19 protein-coding genes and 2 pseudogenes are annotated in these 25855 nt (G+C 59.6%); 8 read left to right on the top strand and 13 right to left on the bottom strand.

The window, feature by feature from the left end; genetic code table 11:
• The coding region (locus M3436_04880; GenBank protein ID MDQ3563489.1) for an MFS transporter at window positions 1–448 on the bottom strand (448 nt) is incomplete at its 3' end.
• Between the two features lie 2 nt (window positions 449–450).
• On the bottom strand, window positions 451–1383 hold the full coding sequence (locus M3436_04875; protein ID MDQ3563488.1) for an aldo/keto reductase: 933 nt from the start codon (window positions 1381–1383) through the stop codon (window positions 451–453).
• A 587-nt stretch (window positions 1384–1970) separates the two neighbouring features.
• Here M3436_04875 and M3436_04870 point away from each other — a divergent pair.
• A complete protein-coding gene (locus M3436_04870) occupies window positions 1971–2741 on the top strand; it encodes a hypothetical protein (GenBank protein MDQ3563487.1) in 771 nt (256 codons plus the stop codon).
• Window positions 2742–3186: 445 nt separating this feature from the next.
• Here M3436_04870 and M3436_04865 read toward each other — a convergent pair whose 3' ends face one another.
• Entirely contained in the window at window positions 3187–3375 is a 189-nt protein-coding gene (locus M3436_04865) for a hypothetical protein (protein MDQ3563486.1), read from the bottom strand.
• A gap of 178 nt (window positions 3376–3553) precedes the next feature.
• On the opposite strand from M3436_04865, the gene M3436_04860 reads away from it, so the two are divergent.
• Window positions 3554–5161 (top strand): hypothetical protein, encoded by a 1608-nt coding sequence (locus tag M3436_04860; GenBank protein MDQ3563485.1) that lies wholly within the window; start codon window positions 3554–3556, stop codon window positions 5159–5161.
• A 56-nt stretch (window positions 5162–5217) separates the two neighbouring features.
• Here M3436_04860 and M3436_04855 read toward each other — a convergent pair whose 3' ends face one another.
• Window positions 5218–7053, bottom strand: a complete 1836-nt coding sequence (locus M3436_04855; GenBank protein MDQ3563484.1) for a serine/threonine protein kinase — start codon at window positions 7051–7053, stop codon at window positions 5218–5220.
• Between the two features lie 392 nt (window positions 7054–7445).
• Here M3436_04855 and M3436_04850 point away from each other — a divergent pair, with 392 nt between their 5' ends.
• Complete coding sequence (locus M3436_04850; protein MDQ3563483.1) at window positions 7446–9194, top strand: VWA domain-containing protein; 1749 nt, start codon at window positions 7446–7448, stop codon at window positions 9192–9194.
• A gap of 41 nt (window positions 9195–9235) precedes the next feature.
• Here M3436_04850 and M3436_04845 read toward each other — a convergent pair whose 3' ends face one another.
• Window positions 9236–10987 carry a nodulation protein nolNO gene (locus tag M3436_04845; protein MDQ3563482.1) on the bottom strand — a complete coding sequence of 584 codons (1752 nt, stop codon included), beginning with the start codon at window positions 10985–10987 and terminating at the stop codon, window positions 9236–9238.
• Between the two features lie 217 nt (window positions 10988–11204).
• Complete coding sequence (locus M3436_04840) at window positions 11205–12590, bottom strand: iron-containing redox enzyme family protein (GenBank protein ID MDQ3563481.1); 1386 nt, start codon at window positions 12588–12590, stop codon at window positions 11205–11207.
• 189 nt (window positions 12591–12779) lie between these two features.
• Between M3436_04840 and M3436_04835 the strand changes: the two genes are divergently transcribed.
• Entirely contained in the window at window positions 12780–14453 is a 1674-nt protein-coding gene (locus tag M3436_04835; protein ID MDQ3563480.1) for a dynamin family protein, read from the top strand.
• Window positions 14454–14771: 318 nt separating this feature from the next.
• Here the strand turns inward: M3436_04835 and M3436_04830 are convergent, their stop codons facing one another.
• The 7 genes from M3436_04830 to M3436_04800 all read right to left on the bottom strand — a co-directional run bounded on the left by M3436_04830 (window position 14772) and on the right by M3436_04800 (window position 20964).
• Window positions 14772–16580 (bottom strand): methanol/ethanol family PQQ-dependent dehydrogenase, encoded by a 1809-nt coding sequence (locus tag M3436_04830; GenBank protein MDQ3563479.1) that lies wholly within the window; start codon window positions 16578–16580, stop codon window positions 14772–14774.
• A gap of 270 nt (window positions 16581–16850) precedes the next feature.
• Complete coding sequence (locus M3436_04825; GenBank protein MDQ3563478.1) at window positions 16851–17225, bottom strand: hypothetical protein; 375 nt, start codon at window positions 17223–17225, stop codon at window positions 16851–16853.
• Window positions 17226–17231: 6 nt separating this feature from the next.
• Window positions 17232–17861: an adenylyl-sulfate kinase gene (gene cysC, locus M3436_04820; GenBank protein ID MDQ3563477.1), complete on the bottom strand. Its 630-nt coding sequence runs from the start codon at window positions 17859–17861 to the stop codon at window positions 17232–17234.
• Between the two features lie 10 nt (window positions 17862–17871).
• The gene (locus M3436_04815; protein MDQ3563476.1) at window positions 17872–18258 is read right to left on the bottom strand and encodes a 4a-hydroxytetrahydrobiopterin dehydratase; all 387 of its coding nucleotides are present in this window, start codon (window positions 18256–18258) and stop codon (window positions 17872–17874) included.
• Window positions 18242–18985, bottom strand: a complete 744-nt coding sequence (locus M3436_04810) for a (5-formylfuran-3-yl)methyl phosphate synthase (GenBank protein MDQ3563475.1) — start codon at window positions 18983–18985, stop codon at window positions 18242–18244. Before M3436_04810 ends, M3436_04815 begins: the two co-directional genes overlap by 17 nt.
• Window positions 18982–19551 (bottom strand): DUF447 family protein, encoded by a 570-nt coding sequence (locus M3436_04805; protein MDQ3563474.1) that lies wholly within the window; start codon window positions 19549–19551, stop codon window positions 18982–18984. Before M3436_04805 ends, M3436_04810 begins: the two co-directional genes overlap by 4 nt.
• 9 nt (window positions 19552–19560) lie before the next feature.
• Window positions 19561–20964, bottom strand: a complete 1404-nt coding sequence (locus M3436_04800) for a DUF6513 domain-containing protein (GenBank protein MDQ3563473.1) — start codon at window positions 20962–20964, stop codon at window positions 19561–19563.
• Window positions 20965–21340: 376 nt separating this feature from the next.
• Between M3436_04800 and M3436_04795 the strand changes: the two are divergent.
• From M3436_04795 to M3436_04780, 4 genes and pseudogenes are all read left to right on the top strand, one after another.
• Window positions 21341–21436, top strand: a pseudogene (locus M3436_04795) (NAD-binding protein).
• 112 nt (window positions 21437–21548) lie between these two features.
• Complete coding sequence (locus M3436_04790; protein ID MDQ3563472.1) at window positions 21549–23345, top strand: NirA family protein; 1797 nt, start codon at window positions 21549–21551, stop codon at window positions 23343–23345.
• A gap of 7 nt (window positions 23346–23352) precedes the next feature.
• A complete protein-coding gene (locus tag M3436_04785) occupies window positions 23353–24897 on the top strand; it encodes a sulfite reductase subunit alpha (protein MDQ3563471.1) in 1545 nt (514 codons plus the stop codon).
• Between the two features lie 18 nt (window positions 24898–24915).
• Window positions 24916–25855, top strand: a pseudogene (locus M3436_04780) (molybdopterin-dependent oxidoreductase).

The following is a 25855-nucleotide window of genomic DNA, read 5'->3' as shown; positions in this document are numbered from 1 at the left end:
CGTCCGCCATCAGGCTCCAGGCGACCGAGACAACAAACAGGTTGAATACCGACAACCAGACGTAGAACACGCGCGCCAGCCAGACGTTTTCAGGATGGGTGCGGAAACCAGCGGTGAACGCCAGCAGATTGGCGATGAAGAACGCGTAGACCCAGGGAATGAGCCGCGCGCGCGGCACGGCCGCGCTGAGCGCACCGTAGGCCGGCACCGCCAGCAGCATCGTCAGAAAGGTCGCGGTGAACAGCCATTGCAGGTTCTGCACGCCGCCGGTGATGCCCATGGTTTCGCGCAGGGGCCGCAGCATGGAGTATCCGGCGAACAAGCAGAAGAACATGCCGAAGCCCGCAACGATGGCCGACAGCTCGCCACGATCGGCTTTGAGCAGGCGATGCAGGAACTCCGTTGGCGGCGAATACCGGCGCCTCAGATCATCCGCATCCTGAGCCATCCTCAGGACACCAATGCCGCGATCCGATCCTGATACTTGGCATCGGCGACCGCGCCCACGCCGGCGCCAAGGTTGTCGAGCATGTGCCGGGCCTTGGAAGTCGCCGGGATGACCGCGGTCACCGCGGGATTCGCCAGCACGAACTTAAGGAACAGCTGAGCCCAGGATCGGCAATCGATCTCGGCGGCCCAGGCGGGTATTTCCCGCCCAGGTACCGTATCGAATAGCCGGCCGTCGAGGAAGGCACGATTGACCAGCACGGCGACGCCGCGCTCCTTGCACAGCGGCAGTAGCCGCTTTTCGGCGGAGCGCGTTGCGGCGGAGTAATTCACCTGGACGAAATCGATGCGCTCGGCCTGGACGATCCGGGCGAGCTCGTCGTGGGCGTGATCCAGATAATGCGTGACGCCGACGTAGCGTACCTGGCCGGCCTGCTTCAGCTCGCGCAGGAACGCCAGGTTCTCGCGCCAGTCGACCAGGTTATGCACCTGCAGGAGATCGACCTTGTCGCTGCGCAGGTCTGCCAGCGAACCGTTCCACTGCGCGCGCGCGCCCGCGCCTGCACTCGCGGAAATCTTGGTGGCGAGGAAGGCGCGTTGGCGCCAATCGCCCTGCTGCAGCAGATCGCCGGTCACGGGCTCTGCGCGGCCGTAGCTGGGCGCGGTATCGATGACGCTGCCGCCGCCGTCGAACAGCAGCCGCAGCACCTCGACCAGCGGCGCGCGCTCCGACTCGGTGGCGCCGACGTCGAAGGTGCCCGACGTGCCCATGCCGATCACCGGCAGCTGTTCGCCGCTACTAGGGATCGCGCGCTTCTGCATCCCGGCCGGGGCGACCGACGGGCTCTCTGCCGCCCGAGTGTTCGCAACCGCCGCGAAGGCGGCCGCGCCGATTGCACCGATGAATTCACGCCGGTTCATCCGAAAGCTGCTCATATGTCCTCCTCCGCCGGTTTAGGCGTTGCTTACTTCGATGCTGCTCGGCCCCAGTCGTTCCGCGCAGGCTATGATCGTGCCTGCCCAGTCCCTTGTGCATTGCAAAAAGCTTTGCTATCTTTCAAATGTCACGCGAATGTCACGCACGTCATATACCGTACGTTTGTCGTGTGACTTGCACTTTCAGTTTAATACTGTTCGATGACCAACTAAGGGTATGAAATAGGAGTACCCATTAATCCAACTGCAACGACGGGAGAATACGCATGAAACGCCTAGCTCACTGCCAAAGCGTTACATGGACGTTTCGCTCTATCGCCACGATGGTGTGTTTGATTAGTAGGTTGACCGCCCTGCCGGCCCCCGTGTATGCCGCATCCAGCCGTTCAACCAACATCGCACTGACCCAGGGCGGTCAAAAGCTCGTTGCTGTGGGATTGACTCGCTGATGACGGTACACGGACGTGCCGCCATTCTCAACCCGTCACACGCGTATGGCCGGAGGTTATGCCGTTGGAAAAGCGCTGCTTCCTGGTTCAGCCACTGAGTAGTCGTTTACACAACCGTTTGTTTAAGGAGTTCTAGCTATGAATATACACACTGCAAAAGCCGTCTTCGTCCTACTCGCACTGACGATGCCGCTGGCGGTGCAGGCCGCTTTTCAGGCCGGCACAAACAAGGCCGACGTTCTGATCGGCCGCGATGACGACAATATAGACAATCCGGACATCCAACCGGCCGACAGCGACGTAAACCAGAGCCTGAACAACACCGACGTGCTGGAAGGCCGCGGCGGCAACGACGTGCTCATCGGCCTGCTCGGTAGCGATGTGCTGCGCGGCGGGCCGGGCGCCGACATCTTGATCGGCGGCACGGAGCAGGGCGTCGCGCCGAATAGCGATGTTATCTTCGGTGATAAGGGCAATGACATCAACATCTGGGCGCCCGGCGATGGCAGCGATGCGTTTGATGGCGGGGGTGCTCGGCGCGACGCGATGGTCTTCGGCGTGATCGATCGCGATGCCGATAACGTGCCCACGCTGGTCTCGGTCGGAGGGCCCCACAGGCGAACCGGCGTGCCGACGGCGGATGTAACCGGTTCGCCCGGCTTCTGCACATTGGAGCGGGTGGATGATCCCGAGCTCGGCTTTGATTTCCTGGTGCGCTTCTTCGTGCGCGCAACGGGCAATCTGGCCGTGACGGTACGTCAGCGGGATGTGGAGCAGGTCTTCTGCACGACCGAACCGGGCGGCACGATCACCTTTGCGGACCTGACCGACGCTTATCCCGAGTTCGTCGAGGTCTCGTTACACGACGTCAAGCGGCTGAACCGCACGGTGGCGCAGATCATACGCTAAGCTCAGTACGGGGACAGCCACAGCCAGGAGCGGAGACGGGAGACATCGGCGCTGCCCTCCGTCCGCCGGGTGCGGAGCACCGGTTAAAACGTCCACCTTTTGCGTAGAACGCAGGTATGACACGGCAATCGACGAAGCAAGACTAGACGAAATACGGGGTCAAGTCTCCCATCCTTCACGTTATGCAAAATGGGAGACTTGACCGTTCGCGGTAACAGCAGGGTATCTAGCGAGTTAAAGTCCCGTCCAAGGAGTTGTTCGTACGCCTTGGTAGCGTGAGGAAGCGGCGTTGGAGTGAGGTTATCGTGCGAGAAAAGCACCTACGCAAAAGCCGTATGGTCTACGCTGTCGGAGAGTGAGATTTTCATACCGAGGGTCGTTTAGTAGGGAAAGCTCTGGCATCCGAGCCGCGGGCAAACGGAACGCTCGCCCGCTGACGACGACCCTACCCCGCGTAGTTGAATGTCCTCCCCACGACGGTGGTCTTGTCTGCCAAGCTGAATCCGGTCAAGGCAAACTCGAACTCAATAATGTGGAAGCGCACCCGATCGCCGTGGGTAAGACTGATGGGCCCGACGACACGATAATCGTTGTAATTTCGGCATTGCTTTGCCTCCCATTTTCTTGTATACACCCGCACGCTTTCTTTAAATATCCTCGAAAACGAAAAAAATCTCTAGGAAGTTATGCAAAATGTCGGCTCCGTCACAAATCCGACCACCGGATGTAGACTTTACTGACAACCTAAGATTGGTCAATAGCCAGCCCGTATTGAATGGGGGCGGGAAGGTCAACTCCGGCTCCTTCGACGAGTGAGCGTTGTTCTATGGGTAGTGTTGCCGGTGCTCCTCGGCATCACAGCGGTGGTTCAAGCTTATGCCGCAGCGACCACACTGACCGCCGGCGGAAAGCATACGTGCGCGCTCCGCTTCGACGGCAGGGGCGTATGCTGGGGTACGCTAGCATCACCGCCGTTCAGTCACCACTTCGTCCAGCTCAGTGCTGGCTTTGAGCACACCTGCGGATTGCGCTCCGATGGTGCCGTGACTTGTTGGGGGCATAACGATCTTGGACAAGCAACCCCACCGAGTGGTGGCTTTACCGAAGTCAGCGCTGGCCAATCCCATACCTGTGGGATTCGCCCCGATGGCCGCGTGGAATGCTGGGGTGACAGAAGCTATGGACAAGCAACGCCCCCCCATGGCCTGTTCACCCACCTCAGCGCGGGGAGCTGGCACACCTGTGGGGTGCGCCCCGATGGCACAGTGAGGTGCTGGGGGAGCAATTGGTTGTTTTTTCGACAATCGACGCCTCCGCCCGGCAGTTTCGTCCAAATCGCTGCCGGCCAGTTGCATTCCTGTGGGCGGCGTGCCGATGGCAGCGCCGCTTGCTGGGGAAGTGATTTCTATGGTCAGAGCAGCCCCCCGCCCGGTGCATTCACCCAGCTTAGCGCGGGCCGCTACCACACCTGTGGGCTGCGGCCCGAGGGTCAGGTGGCCTGCTGGGGGAACAATAACTGGAAACAAAGCGATGTGCCGAACGGTGTGTTCATAGAAGTTGCCGCGGGCGGCTATCACAGCTGCGCGGTACGCTCCACCGGGCGGGTCGAGTGTTGGGGAGAAAACCGCGATAAACAGGCTAGCCCTCCTAGCGATAGCCTAGGTCTCGGACGTGTAAGCGCAGGCGGCTTACGCAGCTGTCAGCGGCAGAATAACGGTCACGTTCAATGCTGGGGATCCAACAAGGATGGGCAGGTAAAAGCTCCCGGACCGCCCTTCACGCGGATCAGTGCAGGGTACATGCACGCCTGCGGGCTGCGTCCCGACGGTAAGGTAGTGTGCTGGGGATCTGACTCAGATAGGCAAACCAGGCCGCCGGCCGGTAGCTTCATCCGGGTCAGTGCGGGATACCTGCATACCTGCGGGCTGCGCCCCAATGGCCGCGTAGAGTGCTGGGGGAACAGCCATTCCCACCAAGGAACGCCCACCGAGGATGCCTTTCGCGAGCTCAGCAGCGGTGGCGTACACACCTGCGGGCTACGCCCCGATGGCCACGTGCAATGCTGGGGGCTCAACTCAGATGGACAGGTAACCGCCCCCGGGGCCCTCTTCATGGAAGTCAGTGCGGGTGGCATGCACACCTGCGGGCTACATCCGGATAGGCACGCACAGTGCTGGGGGTCCAACTCGGATGGACAAAGCACACCGCGGGCCGGTAGCTTCGTCCAGGTCAGTGCGGGATACCTGCATACCTGTGGGCTGCGCCCCGACGGCCGCGTAGAGTGCTGGGGGAAAAACAACTATGGACAGGCGCTCGCCGCAGTGGGCGAGTTCATTCAAATCACTGCGGGCGGCTACCACACCTGCGGGGTACGCCCCAACGGCCGCGTCGCGTGTTGGGGCGATACTCGCGCTCCTTGATCGTCCCCAATACGAAACCTACCACAACTGTCAGAGAAGGTATTGACTAACACACGTCAATGCTCGGATCGCCGTGCCTGAGCCAAACGATTTTCCAGCTCTTGAAAACGATGTGTAGCCTCGTTAAGTGCCTGCCCTAGTTCCGTTTCCATCTTGCCTCTCGCCTTCTCCTTCTTTGAGGTTCGTGCTTTTTTTAACTCGCGCAGCGCCTTGATCACTTGCCTGTCCTGAGGCTTAATCGCCAAGGCCTGTTCTAGGTTGACTTGCGCCCGCTCCCAATCGCCCCTCCGGCGAGCCGCTTGCGCCCATGTTTCATACTGTCCTTTGATTCGCTCAATGCCCTCGGCGGCGCCCTGATGTCTGGGAACCAGTGCTAAGACCGCCTGATAGCTTTCATACGCCGCGTTTCCCGCGGGTGTGGTTAAGTGCTCTGTTGCCATTTGCGCCTTTGCCAGAGCCAAGAGTTTGGACACACGCTCCTTCTCACTCAACGCCGTGGCTGCGTGCTCACTGTCCCGTGAGGACACCGCCCCGGTTTCCGACGCCTGTTCGCCAACGATAGGCCCCACCCTGCTGGTCAAGGGTGCGGTGTCCTCTGCGTCCGCTACGATCTTCTCGGCCGAGGATCCAGCCTCATCGGCAACAGTTTCAGCCCTCCTCGCGGCCACGGCCGACTCCCCGCCAGGCCGTACAACCTCTGCCTCCCCCAGGGGGCCTTCCGATGAGGCTTCGGGCACTAAGAGCGCCTGAAGAGCTTCTCCGACGTCGTCTTCACCTGGCGGTAGCCTCTGAGCAGGGGGCGGCTCCCGCTGTGACTCCCTCTGGGCAACGCTGCGTTGTACAGAGGGTCGGGTGGCCGTGCTCTCATCCTTAGCCTCAGACAGGCGGCCCCCAGGGGTAGGCACGCCCGAGCCGCTCGAGGTTGGCGAGAGCCACTCCTTGATCACTGATTCGTTCAGCCGCCAAATCAATACCGCAAACACCATGAGGAATGCCACAAGACCCATTGCGATGGACACACGCCGCCGCGGGCGGTCCCCGCGAATGAACTCTTCGAGGAACTGCTCTATGGTGGGCGTTCTTTTATCTCGCTCAAACGACAGCCCGCCGCGCAGGGCCTTCCATTGCCCTCGGGTCAGTTCCGCACATTGCTCGACCGTTAGTCCGGCCTCCCGCGCCTCTATCGCCGATTTGTAGGCGAAAGGATGCGCGCCACTCAGCAATTCATACGCCGTGCACGCCAAGGCGTATACATCGTCGCGGGGATCAGGTTCCCACCCCTCTAGAATGTCCGGGCTGGCGTAGGCGGGGCTCACTGCCTCGAACGAGCACTCCCTCGAGGCCGCCTCCTCGGGATCGCGAAACGTACGCGCAATCCCAAAGTCGATCAGCTTGACCTCACCCGCCTCGGTGAGGAACACATTGCCCGGCTTAAAATCGCAGTGCACGATCCCCTGGCTGTGTGCAAAGCCCAACGCCTGCCCCATGGCATCGACGATGCGCAGCGCCTCCCCTGGCGGCAGGCCCTTGAAGTCGTCATGGCGAATACGCTGCGTCAGCGGCTCACCGTAGAGGCACTCCATGCTCATATACGCGATGGGGCCCTCGCGGTGAAACTCATACACCCTAACGATATTCGGATGCACTAGCCTCTGGCAGCGCTCGACCTCCAGCTGCAGCGCCCCCAGTCGCTCTGAGTCAGGCGCAAAGCGCGGGTTTAAGATCTTTACCGCCACATAGGGCTCGCGATTATCGAACACCAGCTTGCGCCGATCCAGCGCCTTGTATACCGTGCTCATGCCCCCGGCGCCGACGCACTTGATGAGCTCAAAACGCCCGTTGAGCAGGGCGCCCTCGCCTACACTGCCGCCACTTTCCTTAATTAAAGCCACTCATCCTCTCCCGTCAACGCGGTTCCCTCGGGAGGACATCCGGCTGTGTCCCGGCGACGCTCACCTCCGTGCCGATACCCACCTCTCTGGCGATTTGCTTAGTGCTATGCATAGTCTTTGAGTCCTGAAAAGGGAGGAAGCGATCCGCTTGAATTTCACATTCTACGATGCCGCAAAACTTAAAATGATGTCATTAAATCCGATAACAGCACTTCTCGCACCCTTACCCGAGAGCCTTATTGATGAGGCGAGGAGTTATGGTATTGTATCGTTTATCCCTATGCGATACGGCGAGTGAGAGGGGGGTTCGCTGAATGCGTGAGGGCCCTTAGCGGCACAGGTTGCTGAACTAACCCGCTTTAGCTTCCAAAAATTAAAGGGGGGTAGGGACCATGCAACGTTTAGTCCGCCGGTGCTCGGGGTTATTGTTATTCGCCGGTACCGCATTAAATGCTTTAGCTATTTCCACTCTAGCAGCCGCGCCACCCGCTGCCAGCGAATCCGACACTGCGCCCAGGGACACGGTGTTGGTGCTGGACAACTCCGGCAGCATGAAGCCCCTCGACCCACAGTTCCTGAGCAAAAAGGCGGTGGAACGGTTTGTTGAGGGCATGCCGGATAACGCCCGGGTCTCCCTCGTGATCTTTGACGAGCAACTCCTGGCTAGCCCCTTAGCGCTTGTCCCGGATCGCGACGCGAGGCGGGTCAGGCGAGTCAACCTGGCCCAGCTTAACTATCGGGGCCCTTGGACCAACACACCCGCGGCGGTGGAGCGGGCCATCCAAGAGCTTAAGATCAACGGACGGTCGGGGGCTGCCAAATCGATCGTGTTATTAAACGACGATGTAGTCGATACGGGCCGTAAGGCCCGAGATCTTAAACTGACGCGGTGGTTGCGTGAGACGCTGACTCGCGACGCGGCCGAGACCGGCATCAAAATTTTTACGATTTCTCTATCTGGCCGCTCTGATGTGGAGTTGCTGCAAGAAATCGCACAGCGCACCGGTGGGCGCTATTTCCTGGCCCAGCAGGCTGCGGATGTAGCCGGTGTATTTGCACAGGTCGCGGATACTTTTTTTACCGAGGACGTAGTGCAACTACCCGTCGAGCCGAAAGCTAAACAGCCCGTCGAAGCAAAGCCGGAGCCTCCACAGGCGGTTCCCCTTGAGCTTGACCCAGCGCCTTCTAATCTAGCCAAGACCGTCTCGCCACCGGGAGTGGCTGAAAAGACACCGCTACCGCCGACCACCGACACCACCTCATCCGAACCGATCGAGAGCGGGAGTGCCATCGTAACCGAAGGGGCTCAAACCGCAACTACCCCCGCCACCGAATCTGCTCAGACCGAGCGTACCACCGCGGCCGCTCCTCCTTCTGTCGTCGCCCTCGAGCCGCCTGCATTTAGCATCGTGGCGCTGGTGCTCGTTGGGGGGATCCTCGTGCTGATCGGGGTACTTCTTCGGACCCGCAAGTCCAAACCGGCTTTAAAGTCGCCGCCCGAAGCGCAGCTGCCCCAGGCGTTCTTATACGATCTCAGTGGCGTCACCGGGTGCGAACGTCACGAACTGGGTGCGATTACCCTCATCGGACGCGTTCCGCCCAGTGAACGCGTTACCCATATCGTAATCAACCGACCCTCTATAGGCCGTCGCCACGCGGTCATAGAACGCGAGCATCACGGTTTCTGGCTAGTCGATCAGAACAGCAAAAACTGCACGTCCTTGAACGGTTATACAGTCATCCGCCCGGTCTGCCTCACCCACGGTGACCGGGTGCAATTCCACGATTTCGCGTTCGAGTTTTCCTTGGCTGGTATGGCTTTAGCCGATGCGACGGTGGCAGTGAAAGACTTGACCTTAATTAAGTCGAGCCCGCTCGCCGAAGCCGAACAGAGGATGATGGGCCAACGTGGCCGGTATGCGGGGCCTCCGGTCCAAGCCAAGGCCCGTAAAGCCGCCAGTCCCAACGACACGGGTCGTCGTTTGGGAACCGATAAAGGCAAGTTTGATGCAGACGACCTGGATTCTGATCTTCTTCGAATGAAGCCCGTTTTTATCCGGATAGACGACACCCTACCCGATCAGCAGGCTGCACAGAAATCGCTGGACGACTACTTCCGGGATGATGCGGGTGCCAAGTGATGGGCCGTCGCTCGGCCCGCCCAACAATTCTACGGACAAGCCTATTTTTCAAGCAAATAATCCTCGATCACCAAGGCATCCATTCCCGTGGTAAAAAAAACCGCCAATGCGTCTTCAACGGTGTGGACCATCGGCTTACCCATGATATTAAATGACGTATTGAGCAGGAGCGGTATGTTCGTCAAGCGGTGGAAAGCCTCGATGAGTGCGTGAAAACGGGCATTCCATTCCCGTTTCACGGTCTGCAAGCGCCCGGTGCCGTCCACGTGTACCACCGCCGGCACTTTTGCACGCACTTCTTGCCTGAAGCGCAGCGTTCGCTCCATGTACGGGGACTCCTGATAGTTCTCGAAATACTCCTCGCCGTACTCGTGCAAGATAGCCGGCGCGAAAGGCCGGAACTCCTCGCGGAATTTTACCTCCCGGTTTAATCGATCTTTCATCTCGCCCAAGCGCGGATCGGCCAAGATTGAACGGTTACCGAGCGCGCGCGGACCGAATTCCGCACGCTCCTGGATCCAGCCGAGAATTTTTCCTTCGGCAAGCCGCCTGGCCGCCTCCAAATGCACCGTTTCGGGAAAATGGCGTAAGGTCCGTAGACCGCTCCACCTTGCCACGTTCGTCAGGGTCTCGGCCGACAGCCGAGATCCGAGATAGGGTGAGAACAATCGCTGTCGGGCCTTGCGCGGCCCCACTGTCTTCCCGTGGGCGAGTAAAGCCGCGCCCACGGCGTTGCCGTCGTCGGCGGGTGCGCTAGGGATATGCAAACGCTTAAACGGTGTGCGTTCAAAAACCCGGCCCGCATAAGATGAGTTCAGTGCACAACCGCCGCTAAGAACGAGGTTGTCGACGCGGGTTTCTTCGTAGAGATTCTGCAACAACTCGTCCATGATCTCAGAAAAAACCCGCTGCCAGGTATGGGCGAGATCGGCGGCTTCTAATGCAGATGCGCCTTCGGCCCGCCGATACCTGCAAAGCCGCGTAAGCGCTGCGCGAAGCTGACGCATCGGTGGGTAGCTCAAGCCGCATCCGGCGACCTTGATCATCGGCCTTAGCAAGCGATAGAGCTCTTCGTCGGTGCGGCCATAGGGCGCGAGACCCATCACCTTCCACTCCTCCCCGCCGAAGCTCGAGAAACCGCATAACTCCGTGATGAGCATATAAAACCCGCCCAAGCTTTCCGGGCCTTGGTGGCGGGACAAGCGATGCAGACGCCCGTTCCTATATGCGTAGCAGCTTATCGAGCCCTGCTCTCCGGTACCATCGACGATCATGCACACGGCCTCCGAAAACGGGCTGCCGTAACAAGCATAGGCCGCGTGCGTGAGGTGATGGTCGAAATTCAAGAAGCGAAGCTTGCGATTTCCAAAGCGATGCCGCATGACGAGCGCAAGGTTAGCCCCGGCTTTGAGATGCGCGCTCCGCACGCACAGCATGAGATGATAAAGCTGGTAGCGCCGCATCAGCAGCGTGCGCGACCAGCCGTCGAGCGGGGCGCGCGGGAGCCAGCCCGGACTCAGCAGGCCGAGCCGGCTTGCCACGCCGGCCAGAAACGGGAGGCGGCTCGCGCGTGCGCTCCACGAGCGGGCGATCGTAAATTCGGCGTCTTGCTCGCAATACTCCTTGATGAGATCGGCGATCCTAAATAAATGATCAGGCTCCGCATTGATCGCGCGTTTATTTTGCAGGAAGCGTTCGGCCGCCTCGGCGAATACGATCTCGCCCTCCGCATCCACGATGGCCAGGGCCGGATCGTGGAAAGTGGTCGCTAATCCGATGTAATACGGCTTCATCCTACGACACGATACGCACGGCTTCCTTAGAGTTTGTGAAAAAACCTACTGCGCTCGGGATCTCGCGTTCCGGCGGTGCTCGGAATCCTCATGTATTTCAACATACACTGCGGTTGCTGCGCTCCGGCGGAAAGCCAGGGCCAGGGAATGGCCCTGTTTGGCGCGCCGAGGATGCAACACGACCTCCCTTCGCTCGCGACGGTTTTTTCACAAACTCTTAAGTGACCCACCGCCGTTGTACACGCTTGAGCCCGAACCTGGAGACGAAGCGGATCAAGAGGTCGAACCACGTTTTCGCGGCCACGACCCGCAGGGATACATAACCGCGCCATACCCGCCGCCAGTGCCGCTGCACTTCTCGCTCTCCATAACTCGCGCCCAGCTCGTCGAGATAGGTGCCAATCGCCGCCTTGGCCAGTGCCGCATGACCACTCGCGAGGTTGTCGCTCGCGATGTGGACAGTGATGATGCGCGGATCGATGCGCCAATAGCTCAGCTCATCGACGAGCCCCATGTAAAATGCACCGAGGCCGCTCAGCTCGATGGCTAGATTGAGCCCGAGCAACTCCGGCAGGAACGTCCGAGGATATTGGGAGATGGACAGCAAATACAGCGGGAGCTCGAATATCGACGAAGTAAATTTACCATAGCGAATGAACTCATCCGATGAGACTTCCGGAAGATCGATGCCTTCCGATCGCAACAGCTCGCGAAAAATAGCGGCGTGACTCGCGTCGTGGTCCCCGCCACCCACCTCATCGGCGTAGATCTTAACTAAACCCGCCGCGATCCCTGGGTGGCATGCGTAGAGGCAGCCGACGTTGCGCAGCCAGCACCCATCGACGAGGATCAATGGCGCCAGTTGCACGAATAGCCACAGATACTCCTCTCTGGACAGGCGCGGCGGAGGGACAAAGGGCCGATAGGCATCCACGGCCTCGCGATAGCTTACCTCGATCCTATGTTCGAACGCAGCGCGGCTGTACTCGAAAGGACGTAATTCCGGATAAAGCCGGGACAGCCACATGGCCCGTCGTGCGCGGGCGAGACAACGCGCGACGTAGTGCTTCGCCGGGCGGACAGACTCGGGACAGCGTTCCACGTTGACCAGTTGATAATAAAGCAGCCGTTTGTCCAGGCGCACCGACCTTGCGTCTTGGGCCGGGCTCGCCGATGCGCTCTCAGGCTCGCCCACACCCGTGCCAGGCCACGGGCCGGTGTCATCCCCTCGGCCGTCGTCGCGCGCCTGCGGTTCTACGTTGCCTCGGGGGACCGGACCGCCCGTCGATCTCAATGTGCGGATCCATTCGACCACAATTCCGATCTCTTCCTCGGTAAATACCCGAAACATCGGCCCGCGTGCCGAGATCAGATCTGAAATCAAACGGCTGCTCTCGGGCGCCGCGGCATTCACATAGGGTGATTCCGCGAGGGCGTTCAGTAATCCCTCGAGATCAGGATATTCACCGCTAAACCACTCCTCGATCCGCCGCCCCCCGAGCAGTTTATCGCGGTGATGCCCGCGCGCGTACGGCAATTTGCGTGCGATGATCTCAGCCGCACGCTGACGCGGACTCGATCGCAAGTCTTCTCCCAAAGTCATACTTCCTTCATTGCCATGCGCGACCGCCTACCCAGGGACCACGGATCTGCCCCTAAAAGTGGCGCGTGTTATACTAATCTAAGCATATAAAGCATCGTTGCCACGCACTAACGCAGCTAAGTACAAAAGTTACCCGCGACGGCGCAAGAGCCATTATCAAGCGCTGCGCGGGTAAGGCAGGAGCACCTCATGGCCGGCAATGTCCGTTTAAACCTAACACAACGTCTGCAGCGCTTAGAAAGCCATTTAGCGCAAGAAAACCCGATCCTGCTCGATGTGGTCAAGAGCTTCCGGACGTTGGACGCCGTCGCCTACCGCATGGGTCTGCTCGATCTTGGGGACTCCTACGCCACCCGCGTGCCTTGGTGGCCCCTGCTTTCGGTACTTGGAACGTTTTCCTCGGGCAAGTCTACGTTTATCAACGATTATCTACGCTACAAGCTGCAACTCACCGGCAATCAGGCGGTAGACGACAAGTTTACTGTGATCTGTTTCAGCACCGACGCTACGCCCCGGATCTTACCGGGCCTCGCGCTCGACGCCGATCCACGCTTTCCGTTTTACAACATAAGCCGCGACATCGAAGCGGTGGCCCAGGGCGAAGGCCGGCGTGTGGATGCCTATCTGCAGCTCAAAACCTGTCCGAGCGAAGCTCTCCGGGGTAAGATATTAATCGATTCCCCCGGATTCGACGCGGATCTGCAACGGACTTCGACCTTGCGGATCACGAACCATATCATCGATCTCTCCGATCTGGTGCTGGTGTTTTTCGATGCCCGGCATCCGGAACCGGGGGCAATGAAAGACACCCTCCAGCATCTGGTCGCCGAGACCATTAGCAGGCCCGACTCCAACAAGTTTCTGTTTGTGCTCAATCAAATCGATGCGACCGCCCGCGAAGACAATCCCGAAGAAGTCTTCGCGGCTTGGCAACGCGCCTTGGCGAGCGCTGGATTGACGGCCGGACGTTTTTACCGCATTTACAACCTGGAAGCGGCCAACCCGATCGACGATGATAATCTGCGGCAGCGATTCGAGCAAAAAAGGGGCGTCGATATGGCGGAGCTCGTCGGCCGGATGCAACAGGTCGAGGTGGAGCGCTGCTACCGTATTATCGGTGTCCTGGAAAAGACGGCTAAGGCCATCCAAGAGGATTTCGTGCCGAGGATTAGCGCGACCAAACGAAAATGGAAACTACGCGTTTTGCTGTTGGACGCGCTCGTCTACGGATTTGTATTCAGCTTACTCCTGGCATCGGGTATTTCCGCCGGGTGGTGGGCCGATGGTTCTCCTGCGTGGCTGCAAAACCTTCCCGATTTCCTCCAACTCGCTGGCGCCGCGGTGGTGATCGGGCTTTTAGTTTACCCTCATTTTGCGTTGCGCCAACTCGCCGCCAAGACCGTCATCAAAGGACTGCGACGAGAAGCCTTATCCCAAGAAATCAAAGACTCCTTGATACGCGGGTTCAGGCAAAACACGCGCTTTATGTGCTCGCTTTTTCGTACGACGCCCGTGGGATGGGGGCGACGGTCTCAGCGCGGCATTATCCGCGTGCTCAGCGACGCCGACCGCTACGTCGAGAGCCTCAACGACCGCTTCGCCAATCCCTCCGGTCACGAGCCCGCCGGCTCGGCCTCACAAGCAACGCTTCCTGCGGATCATGAACCCGCGAACGAGCGAGCTCAGCGCGGCAACGCTATCCCCGGCTCGCTGGAAATCCCGACAGTCTCGCAGGTGGCGGACACCAAGCGCTACGAACACGGCGCGAGAATGACGCCCGCGGACGATAGCGATCCACAGCGCCGAAGCGCGCGCCGCATCATTCACTTTGAGGAACCTCCACCGGTTCGCCGCCGGAAATAGGACCATCTGCCACTATTGTTATTCGGCCTGCTTGGCGGTCACTTCGGCGAGCTTTCGTTCAAGCTCGGCCTTCATTTGTTCCAAGCCTTCCGTCGCGGGATCGTCCGGTCCCTTCCGGTTCGCCAGCATACGGTTAACCCCCTCGAGTGATTTCCTGACCTGCTGCTCTTCTGAGAGATCCGACGATTCGCCGCAGGCGGCGAGCGTTACCCCTAGGCATCCAAGAGCTATAATTTTAGCCGTTCCTCGCATATTCTCCACCCTCAAAAAACCCCGGCAACACCAGTTGCCGGGGTTCAATTACTACGCGTTTGTATCTCAGGGCAAGCTGAAGACACTCAACACACCGCCGAGACGCGTATAGCTACTCAATCCCTTATACGCGCCTACCGCGCCTAAACCCTCGGTATCCTCGATGAGACCGGCGGCCATGCCGATACCCGCCCAACCGCCAACGCCGGAGAGCACGCCGACATACTGCTTATCCTTGTGCGTCCAGGTGTTTAGATTGCCGATGATGCCGGAAGGGGTCTTGAACTTCCAAAGCTCCTTACCGCTCTTGGCATCGATGCACTTGATATAACCGTCCAGGGTTCCGTAGAAAACCACGTCACCCGCCGTGGCCAGGGCGCCGCTCCACACCGAGAAGCGCTCCGGAATCGACCATTTGATCTTACCGGTGCCGGCGTCCCAGGCGATGAAATTACCCAGGTTGTTGGTCCCATCGCCCGTAACCTTGCCCGCCGGAAACATATTGAGCACCGCGTTGACATAAGGCTGACCCGCGGTGTACTCGCCGCCGCTCACCGGCTCGTAATCCATGCACAAATGGTTCGTGGGCACATAGAAGAGCCCCGTGCGCGGCGAGAAGGCCGCCGGTTGCTGGTCCTTGGTCCCGAGCGCCGCCGGACAGATGTTGGTGGTGTTGACGTCTTCGCCGTTCTTTTGGGGGCTGTACCGGGCCACCACCTCCGGCCGGCCGGTCTTCATATCGACGTGGGTAGCCCAGTTGACGGAGGGATCATATTTTTCGGCCACGAGCAGTTCGCCGGTGACCCGATCCAGCGTATAAGCGAACCCGTTGCGGTCGAAATGCACGAGGGCTTTGCGATCTTCGCCCTTTACCTTGATATCCGCGAGGATCATTTCGTTGACGCCGTCGAAGTCCCATTCATCGTGGGGCGTCATCTGGTAGACCCACTTGGCGGCACCGGTGTCGACATCGCGCGCGAAAATGGTCATCGACCACTTGTTGTCGCCGGGGCGGACAACGGGGTTCCAAGTACCCGGGTTACCGGAACCGTAATAGACCAGGTTCAGCGCTTTATCGTAGGTATACCAGCCCCAGGTCGTACCGCCGCCGGTCTTCCACTGATCGCCTTTCCAAGTCTTAAGGCTTGAATCCTTGCCGACGGGTTTGCCCAACTCGGTGGTCTTTTCCGGATCAATGAGCATCTGGTCATCGGGTCCCGTGCTGAACGCCTTCCACGCCAACTTACCGTCTTTGATGTTGTAAGCCGCGAGGAAGCCGTGCACCCCGAACTCCCCGCCGCTGATCCCGGTAAAGACCTTGTCCTTAATGACATGGGGAGCATTGGTGGCCGTCGCTCCCTTCTTGGGATCACCGTTCTTGACCGACCATACTTTCTTACCGGTTTTGGCATCGAGAGCCACCAACACGGTGTTTGCCTGTTGCATAAAGATCTTGCCGTCAGCATAGGCCACACCGCGATTAACCGTATCGCAGCACATAACCGGGACGGTCTCATCGTAGTTTTGCACCGGGATGTATTCCCACACGACCTCCAGGTTATCCAGGTTTATCGCGAAAACGTTGTTGGGGAATGGCGCATTGACGTAAAGCGTATCGTGAGCGAGGCCGGTCGCACTGCCCGGGAGCACCAGCGGGCCGCCTTCGTGCCCACGCAGGACACCGGTCGAAAACGTCCAAGCCGCCTGCAGCTTCGAGGCGTTCGCGGCGTTTATTTGGTCTAACTTCGAATAGCGCTGAGCCCAAAAATCACCATTTTGCATCACCCAATAATTCGGGCTGTCTTGCAGCTTGAGCAGCTCATCATTGGCGAGTGCCATAACCGGTACGGCCGTGGCGATTGCTGCTAAGAGCATGCCCTGAAAACGCGTTTTTCTCATGACCTCCTCCTTCCAATGTTATGTCGATCTCTAGTTCTTATTCTCCAGGCGCCTCAGAGATCGCAAAGGCGCAAGGAGTGAATGCCATAATTCCCTGCCACGCTCGGATAGTGTACACTCGGTTGGTAGTGATTATACGCAGTTGCCCGTTGTTGTTGGGAAAATTATAACGAATCGAGTCGATTCATCAACAAGTTAAGCGGGGAAGCGACTGCGCGGTTCTAATCGATTCGCGCCCGTTGGGAGTTACCGCCTCCCCGCGGTCTTGCCGGATACCCGCGCACCCCGGAAGAAACAGGTACGAGCAGCGGCCCGCTCCGCTTCCTCTAGCCGTGCCACGAGCGCCTTGCCTCTTTGTGAATCCCGAAACAGGCCCCCGCGCTCCCCCGGCATCGCGCGAAAGCTGCGAAAAGTGGTCGCCTCTACGTAATCATCGAAGCGGATCGCTACGGCGATCGCATCGATTTCGCACGCACACGCATAGAGATTATCGACCGTCTGCCCTCCCTGCTTGGCCATGCAGGTCAGCACCCGATCGACCCGATCGAGCGTTGGATAGTCATGGGCCTTTGAGGCGCCCGACAAAGTCACGCCGAGGATCAGGGCCAGGCTCAGATTCATGTGATTCTAGGCTGGCACGACGCCTTGCGCCACGAGATGATCGATAATCCGTTGAACGCAACGCTCGACCGGTTCTGCCCCCGAGTTGATGCGTAGCTCCGGATTTTCAGGTTCCTCATAGGGCGCTGATATTCCCGTAAACTCTTTGATCTCCCCGGCCCGCGCGCGGCGATACAAGCCCTTGACGTCGCGCTGTTCGCAAACCTCGATCGCGCACTCACAGTACACTTCGATAAAATCTCCCGGCCCAACCAGCTTTCGCGCCCGATCCCGATCGGCGCGATACGGCGAGATGAAGGCCGTCATCGCAATCACCCCGGCATCCATGAAGAGCTTGACCACCTCCCCGATGCGGCGGATGTTTTCGACCCGATCCTGGGGTGAAAAGCCTAAATCGCCGCATAATCCGTGGCGGATATTGTCCCCGTCACACACATAGGTATTGCATCCCATCGCGAACAGGCGGTCCTCCAAGGCATGGGCAAGCGTCGATTTGCCGGACCCCGATAACCCGGTCAGCCAAATGATCGCGCCTTTATGCCCATTGCGCTGCTCCCGCCGCGGCCGGTTAATTGTTGCCTCATGCCATACGGTATTGCTGCTTTTGCCGGCGATTACATCGGATGTGTCGTTCATGTGCCTTATCCTAGTCGTACTTGATGTACTTGAAGCGCGGATCCTCCGGCGTCCCCTCAAGCGCACTGCCCTCTTCCTTGCCGGGCTGCCACATCACCACTTGTTCGATTTTTCTAGCGAGATCAAAATCTTTATTGGTGATGCCTTTGGCCGCGTGGTTCATGAGCTTTACGATAACGAAGGCATAGGACACAGTGAGGTCGGGGTGATGAAAAGCCGCTTCCGCCAGGTGCCCCACGGTGTTGACCACCATGAGCGTGCCTTTCCAGCCCGACGTCTTATATTTGCGCCTGATCCAACCCTCTTCCAGATACCAATGCGGGAGTTCCTCCTTGAGCCTCGCTTCGACTTCTTCATCGGTATACGTTTCTTCGTGTTGCTTAATTCGCCAGCCCATCACAGGTCTCCTCGCGTGTAATAGTCGCTCCCGGTATTTTAACCCTATAAGCGGAGATGCGCATGCGAATATGTTTCACGCGCCTAGGGTCGAGCGCGCCGGTGCGCCGGTGCCGGTCGCACAACACCCCTCGGAATCCGAGATAATCCGCGCCGAGAGCCATCAGCGGCTCAATATCGTTAGTTTGCAGCGATCCCGCGAGTCCCGCAAACAGCCCAAGCCGCCGGCATTCTTGAACGAAGGCCGCAAGCTCAGCTTCGTCGAGGTAGGCGCGCAGACCCGGGCCGCGCTTCTCGGCCGTATCGACCATGGCGCCCACCAGCCCGTGATCGGCAAAGGCGCGCAGGGCCGCAACCGGACTGCTTTCACGGTCGGCGAACAGCACCGCGACCACTCGCGCCCCCCGCTTTACTTCCTCTTCAATCGCAGCGAGCACGCCGGCCCGGCGATCGCACTCAAAAAACCCGACCTTGACGAAAGCGACGCCGGTGGCAGCCGTTTCCGCCACGGCGCGCCGCACCCGCTTGGGAATCGCCGGAAGATCGCCTGTTGTTGCGCTCACCGGCCGGCGCGCCTCGACCCACGCGACGACCTCACGCATGGTCGCAAACGACACGGCGCCGAGGGCACCTCGCGAAGGCGCCTTCAGATCGATGATATCCGCGCCTTCGTGAAACGCGGTCCTGGCCTCGGCGATCGATTGGACGCTCGCCAGAAACCCGGTCATGCGACATCGCCTAGGCCGCGGCGAAAGGCCTGCACGCGCTCCATCAGCCATGCCCAGGCCTCGCGCTCGCGCTCACCCGCGGTTTTGTCAATCGCGGTGCGCAGGTAATCAATCTCGGCATCGACCTTGGCCGCGGGCAAGCGGGACAAACGGCTGACCAGGATCGCCGCTTCGATCACGGCTCCCTGAGCGCGATTGAAACCTTGGAAAGCCCGATGCGCCTGTTCGTGCACGACCTCGCAGACAAACCTTGGCCGCAGCTCATCGGACTCCACCCGTAGCGCTCGGACCTCGATATGCGCCAGGGTATCCGCCAACCGGCAGCCGTGAATCGAAACGACCGGCGCCGTCGGCCACGAGCGCCGGCCGGTTAAACACCCGGCGATTATCGCGACATTGTCAGTCAGATTGAGCACCGCCTCGCCGCGACGCTCCAGATTGGATAAAGTCCGGCACGGGCGGAACGGCGCGATGATGACTCGCGGCCCCTCATAGTGAAATCCCATCGGCGCGATATGCGGGCTCGCGTCTTCGTTCAGCGTCGTGATTACGGCTTCAAGAATCATCCTATGCGCCTACTTTTTCGCTTTCCCGAGCGTGCTTCCGGACGGTTTGTAGGCGTGCAGCGCGTGGGGATCGCGCCGCGCCGACTCCCGCGCCGCGCACCCCCACCGGAGCGGCTCGTCCTGCATGTAACGTTTTCCCAGTTGCCAGGCCAGTTGTGCGCGCGCCAGCTCGACCCCCATATAAAAAGCATGCGGCGCATCGCTCTCCAATTCTTTCAGATGCGGAAATAGATCAAAAGGGTCGCGTGCCGTGACCATCCCGTCGCGATTGTATACATGAATGCCCGCCTCGGAGACCTGGACGCGATAACTGGGATCGCGGATCTCCTTGGCGGTCTCGGCGATCTCCATCTCCGAATACGGAAACGGCTTGCGATCGTGGATCGTAAGCAGCGAGCCGTCATAATCTTTAGGCAGGCTGGTGTCCTCGCGGGCGGCAAACATGATCCGGCGCCCGACGTCGAGTTCCCGGACCACCGATCGCGCGTGCGCGCTGACCTGGGTCGTCAACAGGTTATCGATCCGCAATTCGGACAGGATCCCCAGCATGAAAGCATTAAGGCCGGTGGTATCGGCGTCGGTAAGCTCGGAGAGATTACCGGTTCCCATCATAATCTCGATGCCGGGATAACGTTGTCTTAATTGGCTATAGCGTACCAAGGATTCCGTCAGGCCGAAGTGTATGGGGTCGAGAACACTGTCGGCGAGAAACGGTTGGCCGCGCGCGAGCATGACATCGATGGCCCGGTAGAGTGAATCCAGATCTCCCGCGCGTTCCGGAATCAACACCGGCACGGCGTCGGCATCACGGGCAAGATCGACGGTGCTTTCCTTTAGGCTCAGCAGATAGTGGGCGCCTGACCGCGCTCCGCGCAGAAGATCATCGGTCTCCAAGGAATCGACGCTGATTTGATAGCCGCGCTCGCGCAGCGCCGCGATCGACGCTTCGAGGTGCGGGAAAGGCACCGCCGGCAAACAACCGAGATCGATGACATCGGCGCCATCTCTCACGTAAGCATCGGCTTGTTTGATGATCGCCTCGATCTCCATGCGGGGCGCATCGACGATTTCCGCGAAAATCCGGATCGCGTAGCGATCGAGCGGCCGGGCTTTGGCACCTTGGCCGAAAAAGGCAGGCAGATCTTTCATCTCCTCGGGCCCCCGCAGTACCGGGATCCCGAAGCGGCGCGAGCTTTGATCGAGATCCCCCGCACACAAGCCGGGCACGATGATGCGGTCGATTTCATCCACGTTTTGCAAGCGGCGATTGATCATCTCGGCGCTCATCAAGGCCGCCACATTCACCCCGATGTTTAATACCCGGTAGGTAAAATCCGCCGGTTGCATCGCCTGCAGGATCCGTTCGAGACCCCGCTCGGCTAGTTTCCCCGTCAAAAATAGGATCTGCTCCACGCCATTCCATCCGAGCTTTGCATTTCAGTCCCCCAATCATACGCGCTCTATGGGCGCAGGGAGAAAAATCACAGCCCGCACGCCGCGAGCGCCGTCGCTTGCGAGTCGGCCGTGCCCCGCTTTGGTGCGTACCGTGAGTCTACGCCCCAACGATGTGCGCGCGGACGCTTGGGGAAAATGTGAAACGACTGTTGTTTCAGTGAGTTATCGAAGCATCACGGGTTGGTATGGTGTTTGTGATGAACTAGGATCTTCCCAGGTTTGGAAACGGCGGGTGGGTCGCTTCCACGCACAAGTGGTTCGCGGAGGTAGGGTATGCAGACGAAAACACGCCTAGTAATCATCGGTAACGGCATGGTGGGCCACAAGCTCAATCGCCAAGGCGCAAGCGAGCCGCAACGGGGTCGTGGTCGGGGGCGGTTTGCTCGGTCTGGAGGCGGCCAACGCCTTGAAGCATCTAGAACTCGAGACCCCACGTCGCGGAATCGGCGAGTGCGGCGTTTGGAACAACCAAATCTTCGGACCGGTCGTGCCGGGGTATCAAATGGCTCAAGTCGCGGCAGCGGGATAGGCGTTAGGCGATCGTGACTGACCAAGCATTTACAGACGAACAAAAGCGCTATCTTGAAGGTTTCACCAGTGGCCTCCAGATCGGGCAGAAGCTGAAGTCGCCGGGGACCCTGCAGGCAATCGCGGAAGCCCCACAAATGGCGGCCGCTGTGCCGGTGGGGCCAGAGGCAACTCATCACCAAGCGCAGGACCGATTCCTCGCGCAAGGCAAACAGCTAGTAGCAGAGGAAAAAGCCAAAAGAGAGAAACACCCGCTGGATCGGTGGCAAGAATTCGTAAACAGGGCGCAAGCCGGCGAATTCCCTAAAGGCGCCGATGTGTTCTGCACCAAGTTTTTCGGCTTGTTCTATACCGCCCCGGCGCAAGATGCGTACATGTGCCGGCTGCGGCTGCCAAATGGGATATTAAACGCCCATCAGCTCCGCGGCGTAGCCGATCTGGCACAGCGCCACGCGGGGGGATATGCGCATGTCACCACCCGGGCCAACCTGCAGATCCGGGAGATCGGGGCCAGGGACGGGCCGAGCGTGCTCATGGGGCTCTACGAGCTTGGCATCATCAACCGGGGGGCGGGGGCGGACAATATACGCAACATCACCGGTTCCCCCACCGCCGGCATCGATCCCCAAGAGATCATAGACACCCGCCCTTGGGCACGCGAGCTCCATTACTACATCCTCAATCACCGCGAGCTGTACGGATTGCCGCGTAAGTTCAATATCGCGTTCGATGGCGGCGGCCGCATCAGCGTGCTGGAGGACACCAACGATATCGGCTTCGTCGCGGTGCGTGTCGGTGAGGGCAAGTCCCTGAAGCCACGGGTTTACTTTCGGCTCCAGCTCGGCGGCATTACCGGTCATCAGGACTTTGCCCGCGACACGGGTGTTATCTTGAAACCGGAAGAATGCACGAGCGTGGCCGCTGCGGTGGTCCGGGTATTCATAGAGTCCGGCGATCGCACCGACCGCACCAAGGCGCGACTGAAATACGTGCTCGATAGCTGGGGGCTGGATAGATTCATGGCGGAGGTGAAAAAACGGCTGCCCTTCGATCTGCAGCGCCTGCCTCTGGATGAATGCGAACCACGCGCGCCCATCAACAAACTGGGGCATATCGGTGTCCATAAGCAAACTCAGGAAGATTGCTATTACATCGGCGTCGTGCTCGAAGTCGGAAGGCTCAGTGTAGAGCAAATGCGAGGGCTAGCCGATGTCGCTGAGCTCTACGGCAGCGGAACGATACGGCTCACGGTTTGGCAGAATCTCTTGATTTCGGATGTAAACAGAAAACACCTCGGGGCCGCTAAGTCGGCGATCAAAGATCTGGGTCTAGATTTCTCCACCAACAACATTCGCGCGGGCTTGGTCGCCTGCACCGGCAACACAGGCTGCAAGTTCTCGGCCTCTAACACGAAGTACCACGCCACACAGATCGCGCAGTTTGTAGAGGAACGAATTAAGCTTGATCTGCCGATTAATATTCATCTGACCGGTTGCCACAACTCTTGTGCCCAACACTATATCGGGGATATCGGTCTGCTTGCCTGTAAGGTATCGGGAGGCGACGATGAAGAGGATACCGAGGGATACCACATCTATGTTGGCGGTGGCTATGGCGAGAGCCGACGCTTGGCCGCAGAGCTGGCGCGTAATGTGGTGGCAGAGCAGGCGCCTGCCTTCATCGAAAAGCTGTTGGCAGCGTATTTGACCCACCGTAAGGCTAAGGACGAAGGCTTCGCGGAGTTTGCCGACAGGCATTCCAAGGAAGAATTGCTCGATCTCATGAATCAGAAAACCGTCCAAGCCGCCTGAATAGGCCATGCCGATCAGCTTGATTCCAGAGAATGCCCCCTTTAGCCCCGCCCAACGCGCGTGGCTGGACGGCTTCTTCGCAGGCGTCTTGGGCATAGAAGAGAGCGTCACGCCAAACCTCGAGCCCGCCGCCGCCGTCGCGGAAAAGGAAGGTTACCCCTGGCACGATGACACCATGCCCATAACGCAACGCATGGATCTCGCCGCGGACATGCCGTACAGGCTTAAGCTGATGGCGGCGATGGGACAACAAGACTGCGGTCAATGCGGCTACCTTTGCAAGACCTATGCGGAGGCCATCGCCACCGGCGCGGAAAGTGATCTCACGCTGTGTGTGCCCGGGGGCAAAGAAACCCGCAAGATGGTGAAGGAGCTGTTTGCCAAAGGCCCTGACAAGGACGCTGTCTTGAGCCCTGCGCCAGCCGCGGCGCCCGGGGATAAATACAGCCGTAAGAATCCATTTAGCGCCAAAGCAATCGCCATCGCGCCCTTGACCAAGAACGGCTCGGTAAAAGAAGCCCGGCATGTCGCCATCGACCTCACAGGCAGCGGGATCGCGTACCAACCCGGCGACTCGCTAGGGGTTTTCCCTCACAATTGCCTGGCGCTCGTGCAGTCGATCCTGGAGGCACTGGCCGCAACCGGCGAGGAGCCGGTATTGCTTAACGGCAGCACGCTGTCGGTGCGCGCAGCATTGGCAACAGAATTCGATATCACCAAGCCGAGCGACGAATCGATCGAGTTTCTGGCGGAGCACGCCACGGATAGCGAACAGGCCGCCGCCTTGCGCGCGCTCGCAGAGGCAGGCGCGGACCAAGGCCAGGATCTGCTCGATATACTGGAAGAATACCCCTCGCCCCGCCCAAGAGCCGCGGACTTAGTGCCTAAGCTCGGGCGCTTGCAACCGCGGCTTTATTCGATCGCCTCCTCCTTGAGGGCACACAAAAACGAGGTGCATCTCACGGTGGGTATCGTGCAGTATCGGCGCAAGAAGCGCTTACGCAAAGGGGTTGGGTCAACGTATTTTGCCGACGCTTTGAATGCCGGTGACCAAGTCCGAGTGTATGTTCAGGCCGGATACAGTTTTCGACTGCCCCAAGACGGTGATGCCGCGATTATCATGGTAGGCCCGGGCACCGGTATCGCCCCCTTCCGTGCTTTCCTTGAGGAACGTGCGGCACTAGGCCATAAAGGAAAAAACTGGCTGGTTTTCGGCAATCCGCATTCGGCAACCGATTTCTTCTATGAAGAGGAGGTAGAAAGATACGTGCGCGGGGGTCTGTTGACGAAATTGGATACGGCTTTCTCGCGCGACCAGCAAGACAAGCTCTATGTCCAGCACCGGATGATTCAAAACAGCAAAACGCTGTGGGCCTGGTTGCAGGAAGGCGCCTATTTCTACGTCTGCGGCGATGCCACACGGATGGCGCCCGATGTGGATGCAGCCCTACATCGGATCGCGGTGCAGGCGGGGCAACTGTCCGAGGAAGGAGCGGCGCAGTATTTCAAAAAGCTTGCGGCCGATGGGCGTTACCTCAAAGACGTCTATTGAGCCCAACAGGAGGCAGCAATGAGTCATTTTCTCGACCGCCTGCGATTCTTCAAACGGGTCCAGGGCACGTTTTCGAACGGCCACGGCATCGTTACCAACGAGGATCGCCGGTGGGAGGACACCTATCGCAACCGCTGGCGCTTCGACAAGGTGGTGCGCTCCACCCACGGGGTCAACTGCACCGGCAGTTGTTCCTGGAACATCCACGTGAAGAACGGGCTAGTCGCCTTTGAGATGCAGGCGACCGATTACCCGCGCACCCGCCCCGATCTACCGGACCATGAGCCGCGCGGCTGCCAGCGCGGTGCCAGCTATTCCTGGTATTTATACAGCCCCCACCGGGTCAAGCACCCGCTCATCCGCGGCCGCCTCCTCGACCTCTATCGCGCCGAACGCGAACGCGGTCTGGACCCCGTCGAAGCCTGGACGGCGATCCAGGAGGACCCCGAGAAGCGCCGCCGGTACACCGGCGTGCGAGGCCTGGGAGGTTTCGTGCGCAGCGACTGGGAGGAGGTCACCGAGATTATCGCTGCGGCCAATGTCTACACCATACAAAAATATGGGCCGGACCGGGTGATCGGCTTCTCGCCCATCCCGGCCATGTCCATGATCAGCTATGCGGCCGGGACCCGTTACCTCGGGCTCATCGGCGGGGTGCCGTTGTCCTTCTATGACTGGTACGCCGATCTGCCGCCCTCCTCGCCCCAGACCTGGGGCGAGCAGACCGACGTCCCCGAGGCCGCGGACTGGTACAACGCGGGCTATATCATCGTGTGCGGGGCCAACCTCCCCATGACCCGCACCCCCGATGCCCATTTCTACGCCGAGGTGCGCTACAAGGGCACCAAGGTGGTGGCGGTGGCGCCCGACTACGCCGAATACGTCAAGTTCGCCGATCTCTGGATGCCGGTGAAACAAGGCACGGATTCGGCCCTGTTCCTGGCCATGGGCCATGTCG

Source organism: Pseudomonadota bacterium (assembly GCA_030859565.1).
Taxonomy (GTDB): Bacteria; Pseudomonadota; Gammaproteobacteria; order JACCXJ01; family JACCXJ01; genus USCg-Taylor.
The sequence above is the reverse complement of the archived record's forward strand: the minus strand, read 5'-3'. Positions and strand labels throughout refer to the sequence as shown.

Excerpts from the sequence above, each read along its gene's own strand:
- M3436_04875 (MDQ3563488.1), bottom strand. The coding sequence starts at position 1,383 with ATGAGCAGCTTTCGGATGAACCGGCGTGAATTCATCGGTGCAATCGGC.
- M3436_04870 (MDQ3563487.1), top strand. The coding sequence starts at position 1,971 with ATGAATATACACACTGCAAAAGCCGTCTTCGTCCTACTCGCACTGACG.
- M3436_04850 (MDQ3563483.1), top strand. The coding sequence starts at position 7,446 with ATGCAACGTTTAGTCCGCCGGTGCTCGGGGTTATTGTTATTCGCCGGT.
- M3436_04845 (MDQ3563482.1), bottom strand. The coding sequence starts at position 10,987 with ATGAAGCCGTATTACATCGGATTAGCGACCACTTTCCACGATCCGGCC.
- M3436_04840 (MDQ3563481.1), bottom strand. The coding sequence starts at position 12,590 with ATGACTTTGGGAGAAGACTTGCGATCGAGTCCGCGTCAGCGTGCGGCT.
- M3436_04835 (MDQ3563480.1), top strand. The coding sequence starts at position 12,780 with ATGGCCGGCAATGTCCGTTTAAACCTAACACAACGTCTGCAGCGCTTA.
- M3436_04830 (MDQ3563479.1), bottom strand. The coding sequence starts at position 16,580 with ATGCTCTTAGCAGCAATCGCCACGGCCGTACCGGTTATGGCACTCGCC.
- M3436_04825 (MDQ3563478.1), bottom strand. The coding sequence starts at position 17,225 with ATGAATCTGAGCCTGGCCCTGATCCTCGGCGTGACTTTGTCGGGCGCC.
- cysC (MDQ3563477.1), bottom strand. The coding sequence starts at position 17,861 with ATGAACGACACATCCGATGTAATCGCCGGCAAAAGCAGCAATACCGTA.
- M3436_04815 (MDQ3563476.1), bottom strand. The coding sequence starts at position 18,258 with ATGGGCTGGCGAATTAAGCAACACGAAGAAACGTATACCGATGAAGAA.
- M3436_04810 (MDQ3563475.1), bottom strand. The coding sequence starts at position 18,985 with ATGACCGGGTTTCTGGCGAGCGTCCAATCGATCGCCGAGGCCAGGACC.
- M3436_04805 (MDQ3563474.1), bottom strand. The coding sequence starts at position 19,551 with ATGATTCTTGAAGCCGTAATCACGACGCTGAACGAAGACGCGAGCCCG.
- M3436_04785 (MDQ3563471.1), top strand. The coding sequence starts at position 23,353 with ATGCCGATCAGCTTGATTCCAGAGAATGCCCCCTTTAGCCCCGCCCAA.